The sequence below is a fragment of the Virgibacillus alimentarius genome (assembly GCF_017874635.1).
GTDB classification, from domain to species: domain Bacteria; phylum Bacillota; class Bacilli; order Bacillales; family Amphibacillaceae; genus Virgibacillus_B; species Virgibacillus_B alimentarius.
In genome coordinates, this window is record NZ_JAGIKX010000068.1 from 1 (window position 1) to 1,888 (window position 1,888).

Genomic DNA, 1,888 nt, shown 5'->3' on the forward strand with positions numbered 1-1,888 from the left:
AATCGAGTAGGTGACTAACCATTACTTGGTTAGTCGACCTCTCACACCACCGTACGTACGGTTCCGTATACGGCGGTTCAATCTCTTGAGTATCCAAACTCATAGAGTGTGGACAAATCTTTTAGTCCCCACTTTGTGAGCCTTTCTTTTGGTATGGCACGATGAATAATGTCGTTGAGTGATGCTCGCCAGTATCCTTTACGGGTATTGGCTAATTTCATCGCGTCATCATGATTAATTCCATATTTACGAAGCATTCTGTACTTCGTACGTACTAACTTCCATCGTTTCCATATCAATTGTCTTAATCGATGATGTAACCACTGTTGAATATCTTTTATGAATGTTTTCATATTTGATATACCATAATAGTTAATCCATCCTGTTGTCGTTTGATTTATCTTTGTGATTATTTCATGGAATGTACCTGGTCGTTTTCGACTGGTTAGTTTCCTTAGTTTATCTTTGAATTTTCGTTTCGCCGACCTGCTAGGTCGGCAATTCACTTTCCCATTAGATTTTGTAAGTTAAATCCTAGGAAAATAGCTGATGTTGCACCACACACTTTACTTTTCTTCTGGTTAATTGTGAGTCCTAAATCCTTTTCCAAGAATTTGGTGATACTCTCCATGACTCTTTCGCCAGCACGCTTACTTTTAACGTATATGACGAAGTCATCTGCATACCTGATGAAACGATGTCCTCGCTTTTCTAGTTCTCTATCCAACATATTTAGGTAGATATTTGCTAAAATGGGAGATAACGGTCCTCCTTGCGGAGCACCTTTCGTTGTCTCAATGTAGATATCCTTATCAAGTATGCCTGAACGTAAGAAACTCCAAATTAGTTTCAATACGATTTTATCTTGGATAAAGTATTCAAGGTATGCCCTGATTCGTTGGTGGTGTATTGTATCAAAGTAACTTTTTAAATCACAATCAACGACAACTCTATACCCTTCTTGATAATATTCTTTGGCTTTCTCTATCGCTTGGTGTGCATTTCTTCCTTTTCGGAATCCATAACTGTTTTCCGAAAAATGTGGGTCGATGATTGGGTCAATGACTTGAAGTATTGCTTGTTGTACGACTCTGTCTAAGATGCTTGGAATTCCCAAGTATCTTTTTGAACCGTCGGCTTTTGGGATGGCTACCCTCTTTACTGGTTGAGGTTTGTATGTTCCATCTCTGAGCTTTCGTTTCAATTGGTCATAGTATTTAAGCATATGACTTTCAAGTTCCTTGACGGTAATTCCATCGACTCCCGGTACACCTTTGTTTGCATATACTTTCCTGTATGCATTCCAAAGATTATCATCCGATATTACTTGATCGATTAAGTTGATACCATCTTGTTTCTCCATATCCATGCGACATCCCTACACCCTCCTATGTACCCTTCCGTTTCCAACGTATCTCTTCATAGGTAGTCATCTCTCTGGCAAATGCCACGATGATTTTCTGTGTTTAGGCGGCGATGTCTGCACCTCCTTATTCTTCAAGATTTAAGATTGTTCAGCCCTTCATTTCCGTAGAAACTACTATGGCGTCTGCTGACTCCTCACAATTCATTGCATTATCACTAATACAATTGTCAATTGAATAACCCTTGTGAGACCTCCCCAGGTAAGAGCTATAACCTTCCTCCCATGTAACTGCTGTATTTACTGTATGGAACTCGTGCAGTATCGGACTTTGTAATGTTTAGCAAACTCGTCCATTCCAATTCAGCCTTGTATACAGTTTCTGTTCGTCAGTTCGGGAGTTTGCCTCCAGCTTCCTTCAGATTCCATTTCGCAATGGACACCCTTGCTTTCAGCTAACAGTTCCTACTGCCAAGCCTGTAGTGGACTTTCACCACCAAGTTATAGCCCATGCTGGGCGCACTA

Annotated in this window: 2 protein-coding genes; both read right to left on the reverse strand. The window is 40.3% G+C overall.

All coding sequences use genetic code 11. The annotated features are described in order from the left end of the window. Nucleotides 1-77 precede the first annotated feature (77 nt). A complete protein-coding gene (locus J2Z81_RS16120; protein ID WP_319023850.1) occupies nucleotides 78-506 on the reverse strand; it encodes a group II intron maturase-specific domain-containing protein in 429 nt (142 codons plus the stop codon). Then, a complete protein-coding gene (gene ltrA, locus J2Z81_RS15620; protein ID WP_029271008.1) occupies nucleotides 503-1,363 on the reverse strand; it encodes a group II intron reverse transcriptase/maturase in 861 nt (286 codons plus the stop codon). Before ltrA ends, J2Z81_RS16120 begins: the two co-directional genes overlap by 4 nt. Between the last annotated feature and the right edge of the window lie 525 nt (nucleotides 1,364-1,888).